Origin of the sequence: Desulfomicrobium baculatum DSM 4028 (assembly GCF_000023225.1) — a bacterium.
Lineage (GTDB): Bacteria > Desulfobacterota > Desulfovibrionia > Desulfovibrionales > Desulfomicrobiaceae > Desulfomicrobium > Desulfomicrobium baculatum.
The window spans coordinates 2,706,589-2,725,155 of the sequence record NC_013173.1; the positions used below are offsets into that span (position 1 = coordinate 2,706,589).

Annotated in this window: 15 protein-coding genes; 9 read left to right on the plus strand and 6 right to left on the minus strand. The window is 62.7% G+C overall.

The genetic code is table 11. From position 1 onward, the window contains the following. Nucleotides 1-32 precede the first annotated feature (32 nt). The gene (locus DBAC_RS11780; RefSeq protein ID WP_015774520.1) at nucleotides 33-1,628 is read left to right on the plus strand and encodes an aspartate:alanine exchanger family transporter; all 1,596 of its coding nucleotides are present in this window, start codon (nucleotides 33-35) and stop codon (nucleotides 1,626-1,628) included. Nucleotides 1,629-1,651: 23 nt separating this feature from the next. On the opposite strand, the gene DBAC_RS11785 is transcribed toward DBAC_RS11780, so the two are convergent. From DBAC_RS11785 to DBAC_RS11800, 5 genes are all read right to left on the minus strand, one after another. Next, the gene (locus DBAC_RS11785) at nucleotides 1,652-2,104 is read right to left on the minus strand and encodes a PaaI family thioesterase (protein WP_015774521.1); all 453 of its coding nucleotides are present in this window, start codon (nucleotides 2,102-2,104) and stop codon (nucleotides 1,652-1,654) included. 84 nt (nucleotides 2,105-2,188) lie between these two features. Next, entirely contained in the window at nucleotides 2,189-2,335 is a 147-nt protein-coding gene (locus tag DBAC_RS19235; RefSeq protein ID WP_015774522.1) for a hypothetical protein, read from the minus strand. After that, entirely contained in the window at nucleotides 2,336-3,313 is a 978-nt protein-coding gene (wtpA, locus tag DBAC_RS11790) for a tungstate ABC transporter substrate-binding protein WtpA (protein ID WP_015774523.1), read from the minus strand. 183 nt (nucleotides 3,314-3,496) lie between these two features. Beyond that, complete coding sequence (locus tag DBAC_RS11795; RefSeq protein ID WP_015774524.1) at nucleotides 3,497-3,763, minus strand: hypothetical protein; 267 nt, start codon at nucleotides 3,761-3,763, stop codon at nucleotides 3,497-3,499. Nucleotides 3,764-3,865: 102 nt separating this feature from the next. Next, nucleotides 3,866-5,227: an MFS transporter gene (locus DBAC_RS11800; RefSeq protein ID WP_015774525.1), complete on the minus strand. Its 1,362-nt coding sequence runs from the start codon at nucleotides 5,225-5,227 to the stop codon at nucleotides 3,866-3,868. A gap of 147 nt (nucleotides 5,228-5,374) precedes the next feature. Here DBAC_RS11800 and DBAC_RS11805 point away from each other — a divergent pair, with 147 nt between their 5' ends. The 6 genes from DBAC_RS11805 (at nucleotide 5,375) to DBAC_RS11830 (ending at nucleotide 13,700) form a co-directional block, all read left to right on the plus strand. Then, the gene (locus tag DBAC_RS11805) at nucleotides 5,375-6,289 is read left to right on the plus strand and encodes a bifunctional enoyl-CoA hydratase/phosphate acetyltransferase (protein ID WP_015774526.1); all 915 of its coding nucleotides are present in this window, start codon (nucleotides 5,375-5,377) and stop codon (nucleotides 6,287-6,289) included. Next, a complete protein-coding gene (gene buk, locus DBAC_RS11810) occupies nucleotides 6,286-7,374 on the plus strand; it encodes a butyrate kinase (RefSeq protein ID WP_015774527.1) in 1,089 nt (362 codons plus the stop codon). Before DBAC_RS11805 ends, buk begins: the two co-directional genes overlap by 4 nt. A 123-nt stretch (nucleotides 7,375-7,497) precedes the next feature. Continuing rightward, on the plus strand, nucleotides 7,498-7,893 hold the full coding sequence (locus DBAC_RS11815; protein ID WP_015774528.1) for a bacteriohemerythrin: 396 nt from the start codon (nucleotides 7,498-7,500) through the stop codon (nucleotides 7,891-7,893). A 128-nt stretch (nucleotides 7,894-8,021) separates the two neighbouring features. After that, the gene (locus DBAC_RS11820) at nucleotides 8,022-9,419 is read left to right on the plus strand and encodes an efflux transporter outer membrane subunit (RefSeq protein ID WP_015774529.1); all 1,398 of its coding nucleotides are present in this window, start codon (nucleotides 8,022-8,024) and stop codon (nucleotides 9,417-9,419) included. Continuing rightward, complete coding sequence (locus DBAC_RS11825; RefSeq protein ID WP_015774530.1) at nucleotides 9,416-10,597, plus strand: efflux RND transporter periplasmic adaptor subunit; 1,182 nt, start codon at nucleotides 9,416-9,418, stop codon at nucleotides 10,595-10,597. Before DBAC_RS11820 ends, DBAC_RS11825 begins: the two co-directional genes overlap by 4 nt. 4 nt (nucleotides 10,598-10,601) lie before the next feature. Then, on the plus strand, nucleotides 10,602-13,700 hold the full coding sequence (locus tag DBAC_RS11830) for an efflux RND transporter permease subunit (RefSeq protein ID WP_015774531.1): 3,099 nt from the start codon (nucleotides 10,602-10,604) through the stop codon (nucleotides 13,698-13,700). Nucleotides 13,701-13,956: 256 nt separating this feature from the next. On the opposite strand, the gene rbp is transcribed toward DBAC_RS11830, so the two are convergent. After that, nucleotides 13,957-14,226: an RNA-binding regulator gene (gene rbp, locus DBAC_RS11835; RefSeq protein ID WP_015774533.1), complete on the minus strand. Its 270-nt coding sequence runs from the start codon at nucleotides 14,224-14,226 to the stop codon at nucleotides 13,957-13,959. 299 nt (nucleotides 14,227-14,525) lie between these two features. Between rbp and DBAC_RS11840 the strand changes: the two genes are divergently transcribed. Continuing rightward, entirely contained in the window at nucleotides 14,526-15,446 is a 921-nt protein-coding gene (locus DBAC_RS11840; protein WP_015774534.1) for a glycyl-radical enzyme activating protein, read from the plus strand. Then, nucleotides 15,447-17,807 (plus strand): trans-4-hydroxy-L-proline dehydratase, encoded by a 2,361-nt coding sequence (hypD, locus tag DBAC_RS11845; RefSeq protein ID WP_015774535.1) that lies wholly within the window; start codon nucleotides 15,447-15,449, stop codon nucleotides 17,805-17,807. Nucleotides 17,808-18,567: the final 760 nt, after the last annotated feature.

The following is an 18,567-nucleotide window of genomic DNA, read 5'->3' on the forward strand; positions in this document are numbered from 1 at the left end:
TGATCAACCAAACAATATCATGGAGGTTCCCCATGGAGCTCCTGCATAATCCCATGTTCCTGCTGCTTGCCGTCATTCTGTCCGGACACCTGCTCGGCAAAGTCAAAATCTTTTCCTTTTCCCTGGGCTCTTCGGGCATCGTCTTCACCGGACTTCTGGCCGGATTCGCGGGCCTCAGCCTGCCCGGAGTGATGCAGAGCCTGGGACTGATCCTGTTCATCTATTCCGTGGGCCAGCAGGCCGGGCCGGGTTTTCTGCACTCCATGAAACGCGGAGGACTGGCGCTGAGCCTCGGGGCCTTGTCCATGGTTTTCGCGGGGTTGCTCACTGCGCTTGGCTGCAAGGCCTGGTTCGGATTTTCCAAGGAGATCACCGCCGGGCTCTTCGCCGGGGCCCTGACCTCCACTCCGGGCCTGGCCGTGGCCGTGGAACTGGCCCATGACAGCGCCGCCCCAGCGGCATACGGCGTGGCCTACACGTTCGGCGTGGTCGGGGTGGTGCTGGTGGTCAAGCTCCTGCCGCGCCTGCTGCGCGCCGGCATCAGGCAGGAAGAAGAAAAGCTGGAGCAGGAACTGAGCAGCCTGCATCCGCAAATGGAGTTCACGCACCTTCGGGTCACCAATCCCAATCTGTGCACCGGACCGCTGTCCCGGGTCCTCCCCGAGCGCATGGCCGAGGTGACCATCACCCGCGTGCTGCGGGCGGGAACCGAAAGCCCGGAACTGGCTGTGGCGGAAACGATCCTGAACATGGACGACACGGTCCGGGTGGTGGGGACGTCGGAAGCCCTGCATCAGGCCGAGGTGGTCATCGGACCTGTGGTGGAGGCGGATCTGGCATTCAATTCCGTACTCGTGAAAAAAGAAATCCTGCTCTCCCGCCCGGACGTGGCCGGAAAGACCCTGCGCGCTTTGAACCTGAGCCATGTCTTCGGAGTGCAGGTCTCGCGCATCACCCGCAACGGCTTCGACTGCCCGGCCGGAGCCAACGTCCGATTGCGCCAGGGGGATGTGCTGCATGTGGTCGGGCACCCCGAAACCCTGGAGAATGTCAAGAAGCTGCTCGGCGATGACGTGCGCGCGCTTTTCGCCACCAGCGTGATGGTGCTGCTGTCCGGACTGTTCTGCGGTCTGGCCTTCGGCGCGGTGCCGCTTTACCTGCCGGGGCTTGGGATATTCACCCTCGGCTCCACCGGGGGGGTGCTCCTGGCGGGCCTTGTCTTCGGCGCGGTGCGGCAGATCGGCCCGGTGATCACCGAACTGCCCAGCACTGCCAACGCCCTGATCCGCGACCTGGGTCTGGGGCTTTTTCTGGCCGTGGTCGGCACGGCGGCGGGGAGCACTCTCGTGCCCACGCTACGCGAATACGGTCTGCCCCTTTTCCTGGCCGGGGCGATCATGACCCTCGCGCCCATGATCATCGGCGTGCCGCTCTGCACCAAAGTGCTGCGCATCCCGTTTCTGCGCATGCTCGGGGTCATAACCGGCGGCATGACCTCCACTCCGGGACTGGCCGCGGCCTCTTCCCTGAGCGACACTCCCTACGCCGCCACCGCCTACGCCACGGTCTATCCCGTGGCCCTGGTCGGCATGATCATGGCCTCAAAAATCATCATGCTGCTGGGCTGAGCAGCGTATTCCACGGGCCGGCATCATTCCCGGCCCATGGTCTGGGGCATGGGCGCGGCCACGACCTGCCCCCGGACCCGCACCTCTCCCAGCGCCGAAATCTCCACCTCCACCACGATCTTCCGGCCCCGCCTCTCCGTGACCCGCGCCACAAGCTCAAGCTCCGGCCCCAGGGGCGTGGGCCGCAGAAAATCCACGTGCAGGGAAGCGGTCACATAACGCGAAAGCTGCTCGTCGTCCGCGCAAGCGGCAGCTGCGGCCGTGGCCACCCCGTGACAGTCCACCAGAGAGGCGAGCATCCCGCCATAGACGAATCCGGGCAGCGCGATATGCTCCGGCCGGGGAGTAAAGCGCCCCACGCCCTGCTCTCCATCCCAGTGCGTCTGGATATGCAGGCCCTGGGCGTTGTTTTTGCCGCAACCGTAACAGTAGCTCAAATCCTCGGCGTAGCGGTACTGGACGGGTGTATCGATCATGAAATCCTCCTTGAAAAAGAATAGGTCCTATAGGTCTCATGGGACCTATAGGACCTATTCTTTATGCAGTGCAAGTACGTGAGGCTATGCTTCCGGCATGAAATGCAGGTTTTGCGGGGCAAAATCCAGCCGGACGGGCTGGCCCGGATCAAGCCTGCCCTGGGCCAAAAACCGGCGATCCAGAGCCGCGGTAAAGCGGGAGTTGCCGCAGGTGACTCCGCGTGTATTCATCTATTCGGCGACCTTGACCAGCGCCCCCAGCGATGCGGGCAGCGCGGCATGCATTTCCTGCGTCGCCACGTTAACGGGAACAAGCGGCGGCTGCCCTTGCGCCTTCAGGATGGCAAGACCGCCCTTCTCATCGAGCAGATAGGCCAGAAAGGCTTCGGCGGCCTCGGGATTGGCGGCGCCATCAAGCATGGTCACCCCGTAAGTGATGGAACTGCCCTTGAGTTCGACGAACTCGCCCGGCTTCTTGCCCGTGACCTTGACCACGGCGGTTTTATAGAAAGGATCCATGGCATAGTTGCCCATGTTGATGTGGTCGTCGAAGGTCACATACTTGAGCCCGTGTTGCACGGCCACTGACATGTATTCGAAGGCGTAGTCCATATTGCCGGATTCCATCATGGAAATGAGCTCCACGGATTTGGCGCGCACATTCTTTTCCGGCCGGTTGGCCAGCACCTTGTCGTACAGTCCGGCCTGGCCGCTGAACTTCTCGGCAAGCTGGATGGCCATCAGGCTGCGATAACCGCACGGGTCCAGATTCGGATCGGAATGACCCCAGACAACGTCGGGGCGTTGCAGAATCTCGGCCCAGTTTTTGTCGTTTATTTCAGAGGCGTATTTGCTTGAAGCCGTGTAGCAGAGCACGATCTGATTGGTGGCAAAACGAGCGTTCCATTTCGCAAACTCAGGCACGAGCATCTTGTCGATGACCTCGTAGTCGGCCGAGGCCATGATATCGGCGGGCTTGCCAAGCTCCGTGATCATGCGGGCGAGCTTGGTGCTCCCTCCTGCTTCACGCTGCACGTCGACCTTCGGGTATTTTGCCTCAAAGGCTTTTTCCATGTCCGCAAAGGGCACGGACAAGCTTCCGGCATGAAAAATGACCAGCTTGCCCGAGGGTTCGGCAAAAGCAGGGCTCCCCGCGCAAAGCCCAAACACGGCCATAAAAAGAAACATTCTCAAGGAAAAAGAACACATGAGCAACCTCCTGGTGTGGTGGGAAAGATGCCCAGCATTATGCCCTTTGCGACTTTTAAGTCAACAAAGACAGAAAACTTTAAATACGACCAAAAAAGTCGGCTCCATGCAAAGCCAACAAAAAAGTCCAGCCCCTGGCTGCGCCAAAGGCTGGACTTTTCCGCATGGAAAAACGGATGATGGTTATTTCTTCTGGGCCGAGAGCCAATCGACGATGAGCCCGTGCTGCTCGTGAGTGACCGCAGGGGCGTTGCCCTTGGCCAGCATCCGGGCCACCGTGGCCGACCAGGCCGTCTGGTCCTTGACTCCGTAGGCGGCGCGGACCCGGCCCAAGTCGTGGCATGAGCTGCAGGTTTTCTCCACAAGTTCCTGGGGCTCGCTCGCAAAGGCGAAGAACGTTCCCAGGCACACGACAACCGCGCTGACCATCATGATTTTCATCATACGCATCACAAATCCTCCTCGTATAGCGACCTGAAAAAACATCCTCCGGCAACCTATGCCAAGACGAACCTGAAGAAAAGATAATCCTGTCCGGACACGAAAGAGTATTCAGCGTTTTCCGACACGCCCCAGGGAACAGAACACGCCCGCCACGCAAAGCCCTGCGCAGACGGCAAAGATGATGCGCATGCTGGCCAGAAATTCCGGGATCGTTTCAGGGGCGATCTGGCGGTCATGCAGCAAAAAACCGAAGACCACGGCGGCGATGCCCATGGACAGGGTCATGCCGAAGGTGCGCATGGTCGCGACCAGGCTGGAGGCGATGCTGTAGTGCCGGGGTTCGACGCTGCCCATGACCACGCTCATGTTGGGCGAGGCGAACAGGGCGAACCCGAGACCCAGCAAGGCCAGAATCGCGCCGATCTCAAGCAACCCGGTGTGCAGGTCCACCCCGCACATCCCCAGCAGCCCCAGGGCGCACAGCGCCATGCCCAGGCTGGCCAGCCAGGCCGCGTTGAAGCGATCGGCCAGGACCCCGGCCAGAGGGGAGAGCAGGCTCTGCACCACGGGCTGGACAATCAGTATGAACCCGGCATGCATGGGCGAAAAACCCTTCACCACCTGCAGGTACAGACTGAGCAAAAAGCCCACCGCGAAGGTGCCCGCGTAATTGACCAGGGTCGCCAAGCTCGAGAGCAGAAAGACCCTGTTGGCCGTGAACAGCGAAAGGTCGATGAGCGGATGGGCGACGCTGCGCGAACGCAGCACGAAAAAAACGCCCAGGATCAATGCCGCACCGAGCAGAGGCAGTCCCCGCTCCGGCCTGGCCAGCCCGGTCAGTCCGTTGACGCAGCAGACCACAAAGGCGGCGTACAGGAGGCTCCCGATCAGATCGAAACCTTCGCCATGCGCCGGGCGCCATTCGTCCTTGATCCTGCGGGCCATGATCCAGGCCAGAAGGCCCGGAGGCAAGCACAGAAAGAAGACCGAGCGCCACCCGGCCAGGGAGGTCATCATTCCGCCCACAAGCGGCCCCACGGACAGGCCGAGGTAGACGCAGGCGACCATGATGCCCATGACCCGGCCCCGCTCGGTGCGCGGATACAATTCCGTGACGATGGCCACGCCCGTGGACAGAATCATGGCCGCGCCCACCCCCTGCACGACGCGCAGAGCCACGAGGCTGGTCACGGACCAGGCCAGGGATGCGCACAACGAAAAGATCACGAACGCCGCCGTACCCCAGACAAAGGTCCGCCTGCGGCCCAGAATGTCGGCCAGCCGGCCCACAGGCAACAGAATGGCGGCCAGGGCCAGGATATAGCTCCCCGCGATCCAGCTGAGTTCCACGGCCGTGGCCCCAAGCTCCACCTGCATGACCGGCAGGGTGATGGCCACGGCGGACATCATGAACGGAACCAGAAAACTGGCCACGGACGCGGCGGCCAGCGCGGATGTACGAATATGCATGCTTCCTCCGAAGATCGGCCCTGCTTAGCTCCGTGCGGGCACAGGGGCAAGTCCCGCAACCAAGGCTGCAAAAATGGCAAAAACAGTTGCGGACCTCTTGTTTTCAATCAATCGATGATCTATCGGCATGGCTCGCAAGGAGATGCCATGCTCACATCCATGAAGTCCATCATCGACAAGGCCCTGACCCTGCCCCGGCAGACCGTGGCCGTGGCCTGCGCCCAGGATGCCGAGGCCCTTAAGGCCGTGGCCGAGGCCCAGGCCATGGGGCTGGCCGATTTCATACTGGTCGGCAACACCGACAAAATCAGATCCATCGCCGATACAATCGAACTGGATCTCGCGCCCTTCGAGCTGGTCGACGCGCGGGGCGAGGCCTGCGGCGCGGCGACCACGGTGGCGGTCGTGGCCTCGGGCCGCGCCCAGATCCTCTTGAAGGGCTTTGTGGACTCCTCGGTCCTGTTCAAAGCCGTCCTGAACCGCGACGCGGGCCTGCGCAACGGCGCAACGGTCAGCCACACCGTGGTCATGGACGTGCCCGGCTTCGACAAGCTCTATCTTTTGACCGACGCGGCCATGATCATCCGGCCGGACCTTGAGACCAAGCGCCAGATCGTGCTCAACGCCGTTAAGGTGGCCCGCGCCCTGGGCAACCCGGACCCCGTGGTCGGAGTCTTGTGCGAGTCCGAGAAGGTCAACCCGAAAATGCCGGCCACCGTGGACGCCGCGGCCCTGGTGGAAATGAACCGCAGCGCTGTACTGACGGGCTGCCGCGTGGGCGGGCCCTACGCCCTGGACAACGCCATCAGCATCGAAGCCGCCCGGCACAAGGGCATGCGCGACCCGCTGGCGGGCAAGGCCGATATCCTGCTGGCCCCGGACCTGGCGGCGGGCAACATCTTTTACAAGAGTCTCATGTATTTCGCCCATGCCCGTTCGGCCGGAGTGGTCATGGGCACCAAGGCCCCGGTGCTGCTCAATTCGCGGGCCGACTCCCACCAGACCAAGATCAACGCCGTGGCCCTGGGCATCCTCATGGCCGCAAACGGAAACCAGGCATGAAGATTCTTGCCATAAACCCAGGATCTACCTCCACCAAGATCGCGGTCTTTGACGACCGGCAGGAGCTCTTCGTGGAAACCATCCGCCACGATGCGGCCGATCTCGCGCGATTCGAGCATGTCATGGATCAGGAGCAGCTCCGGCGGGAGACCATCACCCAGGCCATGATCCGGCACGGGCAGAGCGTTTCAGAGCTTGGTGCCGTCATCGGCCGGGGCGGGCTCATGCGCCCCATTCCCGGCGGCGTGTACGCCGTCGGCCCGCAGATGCTATTCGATCTGCGGTCCTGCGCGTTCGGCACCCACGCCTCCAATCTCGGCGCCATCCTGGCCCACGATCTGGCCACAAGCGCAGGCATTCCCGCGCTTATCGCCGACCCCGTGGTTGTGGACGAACTCGGGCCCCTGGCCCGCTACTCCGGACACCCCTCCATAGAACGGCGCAGCATCTTCCACGCCCTGAACCACAAGGCCGTGGCCAGGCGCGTGGCGGAAGGATTGGGACGATCCTATGAAGAGCTGCGCCTCATCATCGCCCACCTGGGCGGGGGCGTGTCCGTGGGCGCGCACGAGCTGGGCCGGGTGGTGGACGTTAACAACGCCCTCGACGGGGATGGTCCCTTCTCGCCCGAACGCAGCGGCGGCCTGCCCGCCGCAGAGATCGTGAGCTGGTGCTTCGCGCCCGGCGCGACCGAACGGGATATCCGGCGCAGGATCACGGGCCAGGGCGGTTTCCTGGCCTACCTGGGCACGGCCAGCGGCATGGAAATCGAGGAGCGCATCCGCAAGGGCGACGCACTCGCCCGGGAAGTGCGGCAGGCCATGGCCTACCAGGTGGCCAAGGAAATCGGGGCCATGGGCGCGGTGCTGCGCGGACAGGTCGACGCCGTGATCCTGACCGGCGGGCTCGTGCATGACCGGGAGCTGGCAAACAGCATCGCTGAACACGTGCAATTCCTGGGGCCGGTCATGGTCCATGCGGGAGAAGACGAAATGTCCGCCCTGGCCCTGGCCGCCCTGCGCGCAGTGGCCGACCCTGAATCCATCCACACCTATCCACCCCGCAAGGCTACCGAATCCGCCTGAGCCCGAACCGCGCCTTTGTCCACCAAATCCGGGATTAAACGGGAATTGCCCCTTTTCCCGCAGGGCGCTCTGGGTTAATGATATGTAATATTCTGCACCGCCAAGCCCAGGAGCCAAAAGGGAATGAACAAAAAAATCGTTTGGGATCAATCTTTTGAAACGAATATCCCCGAAGTCGACACCCAGCATCAACGCCTGGTCGAAATCATAGGCACCCTGGCGGACGGCATCGGTTGCGCATCCATGGACGACCTGCAAGCAGTCCTGGCCCAGCTCAAGGAATACGCCCAGTACCACTTCCGGACCGAGGAGACGATCATGGACGCCGCAGGCTACGCCGATCTGGCGGAGCACCGGGATGAGCATCTGGCCTTCGTCGACCAGCTCCAGCTCTTTGATCTGGATATCATCCTGGCCTCGGAAGGGCTGGCCTGGGACATGTACCATTTCCTGAGCGGCTGGCTGACCAACCATATCCTCGTCGTCGACAAGAAATTCTCGACATCGCTATCGGTCTGAAACCCGCCCGCGAACTTCGACGCAACTGTAAAGAGCGGCCCTCTGCCATTCACCTTTCAGATTCAGATTGCACGCATGGTCACGCCGCGCACAACCTGCTTCCTTCTCTGTCTTCCGGAGCGCATCGCATGAGGCTACTCGTTTTTCTTGTTCTCATTCTGAGCGGATGCCACGCCTTCACCCCCGTACCCCCGTCAGTGCCACAACCGCCGCAGGCGTACCGTCTGCAAGCCGGGGAACATATGCCCGGCGAAGAGTGGTGGCGCGCACTGCACAGCGAAGACCTCAACAGGCTGATGGATGAAGCGTTGCGCTCCGCCCCGGACATTCGCACAGCCCTGGCCCGACTCGAACAGGCCGAGGCCGCCGCGCAGAAAACCGGGAGCGCCCTGTGGCCGACCCTGGACGCCAGCGCCGAGGCTGCGCGGTCCTGGACCAAACTCCACGCCCAAAACCAGGTCGAGAGCGACACCTACGGTCTGGGACTGGCCGCCAGCTATGAACTCGACCTCTGGGGCCGGGTCAGGGCGCTGCGGCAGGCCGATACGCTTTTCGTCATGGCCAGTCGCGACGACCTGCGCACGGCGGCCCTGACCTTAAGCGGCGAAGTCGTCGGGGCCTGGATATCCCTCTGTTCGACCAGGCAGCAGCTCGCCGTGCTTGAAGAGCAGCAGCGCACCAATGCGGCCATCCTCTCCACCCTTGAACTGCGCTTCGCCAACTCGCTCGCCTCGGCTCTGGATGTGCTGCAGCAGCGCGAAGCCATCGCCCAGACCGAAACCGTCATTTTCCCCCTGAGGTCCGAAGCCGTGCGTCTGGAAAACCGGATCAACCTGCTCCTGGGCAAAGCGCCCGGCAGCGTGGATCTGGCCAGCGCCACCACTCTCCCGGAGCCCATGCCCATCCCAGGCACAGGGCTTCCGGCGGACCTGCTGCGCGAGCGCCCCGACATCCGCGCCGCCTGGCAGCGTCTGCTCGAATCGGGCTGGGACGTGGCCGCCGCCAGGGCCGACCGCATGCCGGCGCTGCGCCTGACAGGAAATTTCGAGCACAGCGGCGGCGATGCGAGCCGCATCTTCGACAACTGGCTGGCTAATCTCGCCGCATCCCTGACCGCCCCGATCATCGACGGAGGCAGCCGCCGGGCCGAAGTGGAACGGCAGGAGGCCGTGCGCAGGGAACGCCTGGCCACATATGAAAAAACCGTGTTCTCGGCCCTGTCCGAAGTGGACACCGCGGTCAGCTCCGTCCTCAAGCAAATCGAACTGGTCCGCGCCCTTACGACGCAGCGCGACACAGCCCAGGCTGCGCTGACCAGCGCCCGGATTCGCTATCAGAACGGCGTGCTCGAATACGACACGGTCCTTTCCCTGTTGCTGAAATTGCAGCAACTCGATCGCACGCACATTCGTGAACAGGCATCGCTTCTGACCCTGCAGACCGGACTTTGCCGGGCTCTGGGCAAAGGCTGGCGCACCTCTTTCCCCGACGCTCCCTCAAATACCAAAGCGGAAAAAAGTATATGATCATCCCTGAATGCGACAACACAAAGCCCCTGCCGAGACGAATCAAGCTCCTGGTTCTTGTTTTGTCCCTGCTTGTCATCGGAGCCGGAATTTTCATGGCCGTCCGCTTCATCAAAACCCGGCCCAAACCGCCGCAACGCCCTCCGGCGCTCATCGCCCCCCTGGTCGAAACAACCACGGTCACGGCGGGGCCGCAGACAGCCGTCGTCCAGGTCCTGGGAACCGTCGTTCCCGCGCGCCAGACCCAGATCCGGGCCGAGGTGGCCGGAATCGTCCGTGAAATCGCCCCCGGCTTTCTGCCCGGTGGAATCGTCACCAAAGGCAGCCCCTTGCTGCGGCTCAAAGATGAGGATTTTCGCCTGATCGTGACCAGCAGGGAGGCGGAACTTCAAAGCGCCGCAGCCGCGCTGGAACTCGAAATCGGCTACCAGCAGGTGGCCAGACATGAATGGGATCTCCTTGAGATGACGGGCAAGGCCGGGGAAAGTTCGGACCTGGCCCTGCGCAAACCGCAACTCGCCCAGGCCCGGGCCAAGCTCCGCCAGGCCGAAGCGGCGCTGGAGCAGGCCCGGCTCGACCTGAAGCGGACCAAGCTGACCGCGCCCTTTACGGCCCTCGTGCTGGACAAGAACGTGGAGCTCGGCTCCCGGGTCTCCATCACCGACACCCTGGCCACCCTGGTCGATACAGGCGAATTCTGGGTCGAGGCCGCCATCCCGGTGGACCGTCTGCCCTGGATCACCCTGCCGGGGAAAAACAGCCCCGGCTCGAAGGTGCGCATCCTGTCCCAAGCCAGCGGCGCCGAACGCAGCGGCCACATCCTGCGCCTGCGCGGAGACCTGGAAGAGCAGGGCCGCCTGGCGCGGGTGCAGGTCTCCTTGCCGGCCCCCCTTGAAGCCAAACCCGCGCCCATTTTGCTGGGTGAATACGTGCGCCTTGAAATCGAGGGCACCCGCCTTCAGAACGTGATCCGCCTGCCCAGGGCCGCGCTGCGCGAAAACGACACGGTCTGGGCCGTGCACAACGCAACCCTGGCCATTCGGCCCGCCACCGTGGTCTGGCGCGATACGCACACGGTCCTGATCTCGGACGGCCTTGCCTCCGGCGACACCGTGGTGACCAGCGAGCTGGCCTCTCCCATCGACGGCATGCCCGTCACCCTGGGCGAGGAAAGGTAGATCCATGCGCCAGAAAATTCAGCACGGCGCCATCGCCTGGATGGCCTCCAATCCGGTGGCCGCGAATCTGATCATGCTGCTCTGCCTCGTGGGCGGGCTGATCATGGCCTCCCAGATCAAGCAGGAAGTCTTTCCCGAATTCGAGTCCGAGATCGTGACCGTGTCCGTGGTCTACCCCGGGGCCAGCCCGGAAGAGGTCGAGAAGGGCATTGTCCTGGCCATCGAAGAGCGGGTCACGGGGCTGGACGGGATCAAGAAGGTCACGTCCTCGTCCACGGAAGGCGTGGGCACGGTCACCATCGAGGCCCTCGAAGGAACCGACATGGAACGCCTGGCCCAGGACGTCAAAGGCGAGGTCGACCGCATCTCCTCCTTTCCGGAAGACACCGAGACCCCGAAGGTGGTCGTCGCCTCGAACCAGCGCCGGACCCTGTCCATCGCCGTTTACGGGGACCTGCAGGAAAGCGTGCTGCGCGAAATGGCCGAGACCGTGCGCGACGAACTCCTGCAGGACCCGGAGATCACCCGCATCGACTTAAGCGGCGCGAGGGATCTTGAAATCGGCATTGAAATTTCCCAGGACACCCTGCGCGCCCATGGCCTGACCCTGCGCGAGGTGGCGGAAATCATCGGCAACTCGGCACTGGAACTGCCCGGAGGCAGCGTCAAGACCGCGCAGGGGGAAATCCTGGTCCGGGTCAAGGACCGCCGCGAACTGGGCAAGGAATTCGCAGGGCTGCCCATCATCAGCACCCCGGAAGGCTCCGTGGTCCGCCTGGAAGACCTCGGCCGCATCACCGACGGATTCGAGGACACGGACCTCTACGCCCTGTACAACAATCAGCCCGCCATCCTGCTCGACATCTACCGCGTCGGCGACCAGACGCCCATCTCCGTGTCCGACGCCGTCAAGCGCCACATGGAGCGCCTGAACCAGATTCTGCCTCCGGGCGTGCACATCGCCAAGCGCAACGACAGTTCCGACATCTTTCGCCAACGCATGGACCTTTTGACCCGCAACGGCCTCATGGGCCTGTGCCTGGTCTTTGTCCTGCTGGCCCTGTTCCTGGAAATCCGGCTCGCTTTCTGGGTCAGCATGGGCATCCCCATCTCCATCATGGGATCGTTTCTGATCCTTCCCGGACTCGGGGTGAGTTTCAATATGATATCCATGTTCGCCTTCATCATCACGCTCGGCATCGTGGTCGATGACGCCATCGTGGTCGGCGAAAACATATACCAATACAGGGAACAGGGACTCTCCCCCCTCAAAGCCGCCACCAACGGAGCCAGGGAAGTGGTCATGCCCGTGACATTCTCGGTGCTGACCAACGTCGTCGCCTTTCTACCCATGCTCTTCGTGCCTGGTGTGCTGGGCCGGGTTTTCGGCGTACTTCCGGCGGTGGTCGTCAGCGTCTTTATCATTTCGCTGGTGGAGAGCCTCTTCGTGCTGCCTTCCCACCTCGGGCACCTCAAGTCAGGAGGCAGATCCTGGCTGTCCTTCGTGCACAAATGGCAGGGCAAATTCAGCACCTGGTTCATGCACATGGTGAACACCGTCATCTCGCCCCTGCTCATGCTGACCATCCGCCTGCGCTACCTGACCGTGGCCTTGGCCGTGGCCGTCCTTGTCGCCACGATGGGATACGTGGCCAGCGGGCGCATGGGCATCGTCATGTTCCCCAAGGTCGAGTCGGATTACGCCTATGTCGAACTGGCCATGCCCTTCGGATCGCCGGTGGCAAGGACGGAGGCGGCCATCGAGCGCATGGTCCGCATCGCAGGCGACCTGGCCCGTGAAAACGGCGGAGCGGAACTGGTCGAAGGCATCTTTTCCCAGGTCGGCACGAGTTCCGGCGGGCACCAGGGTTCGGTGCGCGTCTTTCTGACCCCGCCCGAACAACGCACCCTGTCCACCACGGAATTCACCAACCAGTGGCGAGAGCGCGTCGGCGACATCGCCGGAGCCGAGTACCTCAAATTCGAATCGGATCGCGGCGGGCCGGGGTCGGGTGCGGCTCTGACCATCGAACTTTCGCACCGTTCAACACAGGTTCTGGAAAAAGCGGGAGAGGATCTGGCCAAGGAGCTTGGCGCCTATGCCCAGGTTTCGGATATTGACGACGGATTCTCCGCCGGAAAGACCCAGCTCGATTTCCGCATCCGTCCGGAAGGCCGCAGCCTGGGCCTGACATCCCAGGACGTGGCCCGCCAGATCCGCGCAGCCTTCTTCGGAGCGGAAGCCCTGCGCCAGCAGCGCGGCCGCAACGAAATAAAGGTCATGGTCCGCCTGCCCGAGGGCGAACGCATCTCCCTGCAGAATATCGAGGATTTCCTGGTGCGCACTCCGGCCGGAAAAAGCGTGCTGCTGCGGGAGGTGGCGGACGTCAGCAAAGGACATTCCTACACCAGCATCGAGCGGCGCAATGGCCGTCGCATCATCTCCGTGACCGCCGACGTGACGCCTCCGTCCGAAGCCGCCGCGATCATAAATTCCGTCAGGGACGGTTTTCTGCCTCGGCTGCAGGACCGCTATCAGGGCCTGGAGTTCAGCTTCGAAGGCAAACAGGCCGACATAAAAGAGGGGGTCGGGGCACTCTTGCTGGGACTTGGCATGGGCAGCCTGTGCATCTTCGCCCTGCTGGCCATCCCCCTGCGCAGCTACGCGCAGCCACTGATCATCATGACCAGCATCCCGTTCGGCGTGGTCGGCGCTATTTTCGGGCATCTGCTCATGGGCTACAGCCTGAGCCTGGTGTCGCTTTTCGGCATCGTGGCCCTGTCCGGGGTGGTGGTCAACGCCTCACTGGTGCTCATCGACTGTGCCAACGGCAAGCGCCGTCTGGGGCACTCGGCCCTGTCCTCCATCCACCAGGCCAGCCTGCAGCGCTTCCGCCCCATCCTGCTGACCACGGTGACGACCTTTGGCGGACTGGCGCCCATGATCTGGGAAACGTCCCGGCAGGCCCGGTTTCTCATCCCCATGGCGCTGTCGCTGGGGTTCGGCATCGTGTTTTCGACCTTCATCACCTTGGGGATCGTGCCGTCCCTGTACATGATTCTGGAAGACCTGAAGCGCTTCGGGCGCTCCCTGGTCAAATAAGGAGGAGTTGTGGAGCTTGGAGTACTGCTTGTGCTGGCCGCCGCGGCCGGAGCGCTGGGCTGGTTCTGGCTGGACGGGGTGGGCAGCGGCGAACGCCTGATGAAAGGCCGCCCCTGAGGCGTGCCGCACCCTCTTCCGGCGGAAGAGGAAAAAGAGAACGAAGGTCCGGATCCCAGAAAGATCCAGTAACACCTTGCCCTCCGGGCAAAAAAAAACCCTGCCGGGCAGGGTTTTTTTAAGGCTCAGATCGACGCGACTACCATCTGGGCCGGCGTTCACGCTCGGGACGGGGACGGGCTTCGTTGACCTTCAGGGAACGTCCGCCGTAATCGGCGCCGTCCAGGGCGGCGATGGCTTCTTCAGCGCCGCTCTCCATTTCCACAAAACCAAATCCGCGGGCTCTGCCTGTCTCACGGTCGGAAATGAGTTTTACGTTTGCAACCTGGCCGTATGTTGCGAACAGCGTTTCCACGTCCTGCTCGGTGGCACTCCAGGGCAGGTTTCCGACATAAATGTTCTTCGACATGATGCACTTGTCTCCTGTAAAAAAACTGAAAAATCCAGGTTGAGTCTCCCATCGGATCTGTCGCGCCTTTGGGCCAAAACCCTTCCCGTCTCCTCGTACCACGCACCAACCGGAATGGTTGATACATGGCTATGGAAAATACGTATTTTAAAAAAAAGAGGCAAGAGTTTATTTAAATAGTTTCCTTGGAAATGACGTCTTTTTTCGTTCTTTTCAAGCGCGCCCGATTCCGGCATTTCCCCGGGAGCATTCTTCTTTTCCGCATTGAAAAAATTAACGATTTTCATTATCAATTACCAATGCCGACCAACTCTTCCCCTTCCGGCGTCATCTTCGCCATCAAGCGCTACGCCCTGCACGATGGGCCGGACCTGCGCGTGACCGTGTTCCTGAAGGGCTGCCCCCTGTCCTGCCTGTGGTGTCACAACCCCGAAGGCATTGCGGCGCCCCCCGGCATGCTCACCGTGCCGGACAAATGCGTCGGCTGCGGAGAATGCGTGGAAGCCTGCCCCCAAGGGGCTTTGAGCCCCGGCCCGGATGGCATGCTCAGAAACCAGGACGCCTGCACCGCTTGCGGCGTCTGCGCCGAAGTATGCCCGGCCTTGGCGCATGAAGCCGTAGGCAGAAAATGGACCGTACTCGAAGTCATGGCCGAGATCGAAAAAGAAACGCCCTTTTTCGCCGGAAATCAGGGAGGGGTGACGTTTTCCGGCGGAGAACCCCTGGCCCAGCCCGATTTTCTTGAAGCGCTGCTTGTGGCCTGCAAAGACTTGGACCTGCACCGCGCCGTGGACACCAGCGGTTTTGCCAGCGCCGCGACCATCTCGCGCATTGCGCGGCACACGGACCTTTTTCTCTTCGACCTGAAACACATGGACCCCATCGCGCATCGCCGCCTGACCGGGGTGGACAACGCCCTGATCCTGTCCAACCTGCGTCTGCTGGCGCGGTCCGGAGCACAGGTCGCGCTCAGGCTTCCGCTCATTCCGGGCATGAACGACGACGAAGAGAACATCCGCCGCACCGGCCTTTTGGCCTCTTCCCTGCCGGGCATCCGCAGTATCGACGTGCTCCCCTACCATGCCTCGGCCCGTGGGAAATACGCCAAGCTCGGCCAGCCCTATCCCGGAGAATCCATAAAACAGAACGATCCGGGCAACGTGGACCGGGCCGTGGACATTTTGCAGCAATGCGGGCTTGAAGTCCGCATCGGAGGATAGATGAACCAGAGAATTGAGCGCTTGCGTGAAGAAAGTTTCGCCGCTACGCCGTCCATCTCCATCGAGCGCGCCCTGCTCGAAACCGCGTTCTACCGCGAACACTACGGCAAACACTCCCTGCCCGTGCTGCGCGCCCTGGTCTTCAAAGACCTGTGCGAAAAAAAGACCATCTACCTTGGCGACGGCGAACTCATCGTCGGCGAGCGCGGCCCCCGGCCCAAATGCGTGCCGACCTTTCCGGAACTGACCTGTCACTCCGCGGAAGACCTGCGCGTGCTGGCCACCCGCCCCATGACGAGCTACCATGTGTCGGAGAACGATATCGCGACCTACGAACGCGAGGTCATCCCCTACTGGACGGGCCGCTCCATGCGCGAGCGCGTCTTTTCCCGGATTCCGGACGAATGGAGAACCGCCTATGAGGCCGGGCTCTTCACCGAATTCATGGAGCAGCGCGCGCCGGGCCACACCGCCCTCGACGGCACGATCTACGAAATGGGCCTGCTCGATTTCAAGCAGCGCATCGCCGAGCGTCTGACCCGCCTCGATTATTTAAGCGACCCCCTGGCCTCGGACCGGGCCGAACAGCTTCGCGCCATGGATATCGCCTGCGACGCGGCGGTCATCTTCGCCAACCGTCATGCCGACCTGGCCTGGGAACTGGCCAAGACCGAAGCGGATCCGGCACGCAAGGCCGAGCTGACCCGCATCGCCGAAGTCTGTCGGCACGTACCGGCCCATGCACCGCGCGACTTCTGGGAAGCCCTGCAAATGTACTGGTTCGTGCACCTGGGCACCATCACGGAGCTGAACGGCTGGGACGCCATGACTCCCGGGCACCTCGACCAGCACCTTGCCCCGTTCTACGCGCAGGGGCTGGCCGACGGCACCCTGACCCGCGAAGCCGCCAAGGAACTGCTCTGCTGCCTCTGGATCAAGGTCAACAACCATCCCGCCCCGCCCAAGGTCGGGGTCACGGCCAAGGAAAGCGGCACCTACAACGATTTCACCAACATCAATCTCGGGGGCCTCAGGCGCGACGGCTCCGACGGGGTCAGCGAACTGTCCTACCTCATCCTCGAAGTGGTCGATGAACTCAGGCTCCTGCAACCGCAGACCAGCGTGCACATCAGCCAGAAGACCCCGGACCGCTTCCTGAAAGCCGCCGCCCAAGTCATCAGAAACGGCTACGGCTACCCCTCGATCTTCAACACCGACGCCGTTGTCATGGAGCAGATGCGTGTGGGCAAGACCGTGGAGGACGCCCGCGAGGGCGGCTGCTCCGGCTGCATCGAAACCGGGGCCTTCGGCAAGGAAGCCTACATCCTGACCGGCTACCTGAACGTGCCCAAAATTCTGGAACTGGCCTTGAACAACGGCCGCGACCAACTGACCGGCAAACAGGTCGGCCCCCGGACCGGCGAGCCCGAAAGCTTCGCCACCTTCGACGACCTCTATGCCGCCTTCACCCGTCAGCTCGACTGGGTGGTGGACCTCAAGATCCGCGTCAACAACTACATCGAGCGCATGTACGCCGCCCACTCCCCCGCGCCCTTCCTATCCACCGTCATCCATGACTGCATCGAAAAAGGGCTCGACTACTACAACGGCGGACCGCGCTACAACACCAACTACATCCAGTGCTGCGGCATCGGCACGGTCACGGACAGCCTCTCGGCCATCAAGACCCATGTCTTTGACGCCGGCTCCGTGTCCATAGGCCAGCTCGCAAGCGCCCTGCGCGCCAATTTCCACGCCTCCGAAGCCCTGCGTCTGAAGCTCTGGAACAAGACCCCCTTCTTCGGCAACGACGACGACCGCGCCGACGACATCATGCGCCGCGTCTACGACTCGCTCTTCGCCGCCATCGACGGACGTCCCAACACCAAGGGCACAGGCTACCACCTGAATATGCTCTCCACCACCTGCCACGTCTACTTCGGCAAGATGCTCGGCGCCTCGGCCAACGGCCGCCTGGCCCACCTGCCCGAATCCGACGGCACCTCGCCCTCCCACGGCGCGGACAGAAACGGCCCCACCGCCGTGGTCAAGTCCCTGTCCAAAATGGACCAGATCAAGTCCGGCGGCACCCTCCTCAACCAGCGCTTCCTGCCCGGAGTGCTCAAATCCGATCAGGACCTGGACAAACTCGCGCAGCTGGTTCGCACCTATTTCCGCCTCGGCGGCCACCACATCCAGTTCAACGTCGTGGACACCGCCACCCTGCGCGAGGCCCAGGCCAACCCCGCCGAACACCGCAACCTGCTGGTGCGCGTAGCCGGATACAGCGACTACTTCGTCGACCTGGACCTCGACCACCAAGAAGAAATCATCCGCCGCACTGAACAGGAAATGGCGTAAGATGCCTCCGGCGGGCAGGGGACGCGTCCCCTGCACCCCTTACACGTCCATCTTCCCTACCATCCTTCCGCACCACCTCAAGCGTGTCGGCGTGGTTCGGGCGAGGGCTGTCGGCTGTTTGACTGAGCCGGGCATCGTTTGCTTCCCGGCCGTCCCCCGCACGAAGCGCAAAAGATGTTCAAAGCTCAAGGCAGGGAAGCATTACGAGGCCAGCGAAGGAGTTCCGGCAGACCTTGACCGGACCACGCAGGCGCGCGCCCCACGCACATGAAGAGGCAACCACCCCGCCCTTCGGGCACCCCTCCTTGGCAGGAGGGGAGTCGGTGCAACTCTGTCAGATATTGATACTTCTCTACCATCCTTCCGCATCGCCTCAAGCGCGGCGGCGTGGTTCGGGCGAGGGCTGTCGGCTGTCTGACTGAGCCGGGCATCGTTTGTTTCCCGGCCGTTGGCCGTACAAAGCGCAAATGAATGCCCGAGCCTCAAGGCCGGGAAGCATTACGAGGCCAGCGAAGGAGTTCCGGCAGACCTTGCTCGGACCACGCCGACACGCGCGCCCCACGCACATGAAAAGGCAACCACCCCGCCCTTCGGGCACCCCTCCTTGGCAGGAGGGGAGTTGGAGCGGCTATTGGCGGACCTTGATGGGTACGTCTCCAAAAACCGCACACCCACATGCGCCACCACACCCATTCCGCTCAGCGAACCAACCATTCCGATTTCGACAGCCTCCTTGCATTTTCCGGCTTTTTGGCCCATG